This window comes from [Mycobacterium] manitobense (genome assembly GCF_025821665.1).
Lineage (GTDB): Bacteria > Actinomycetota > Actinomycetes > Mycobacteriales > Mycobacteriaceae > Mycobacterium > Mycobacterium arseniciresistens.
Genome location: NZ_JACKSJ010000001.1, coordinates 1 through 444 on the forward strand (window position 1 = coordinate 1; position 444 = coordinate 444).

Consider the following 444-nt stretch of genomic DNA (forward strand, 5'->3'; position numbering starts at 1 on the left):
GACGACGAGGACGCCGATTAGGCGCGGCTACCCGGGACGACGAGGACGCCGATTAGGCGCGGCTACCCGGAACCGGCTCACCGAGCGCGCGGCACGCGCGATCCTCGAGCGAGTGGATGGCCTACGGAAAGGTGATCACGACCTTGTCGGCCACGCCCGGAGTTGCGGCCAGTTCGAGCGCGTCACCGACCTTGTCGAACGGCATGGTGTGGCTCACGATCAACGCGTACTTCTCCCAGTTCTCGACGAGATCCTTGGTCACCTCGAAGATTTCATCGGGATAGCCCATCGAACCGGTGACGGTGATTTCGTTACTCATGATGTTGACGAAGTCGATCGGCACCTGTTCCTTGTGCACCCCGACCACACCCAGGGTGGCGTGCCGTTTCGCCGCAGCCAGCGCGGTGTTCACCACGGCAGGTGCGCCCGCAGCGTCCAGGTAGA

Annotated in this window: 1 protein-coding gene; it reads right to left on the reverse strand. The window is 63.7% G+C overall.

Annotated elements, in window-relative coordinates; translation table 11 throughout:
- Window positions 1-121: 121 nt before the first annotated feature.
- A partial coding sequence (locus tag H7I41_RS00005) for a zinc-binding dehydrogenase (RefSeq protein ID WP_372503613.1) occupies window positions 122-444 on the reverse strand: 323 nt, incomplete at its 5' end.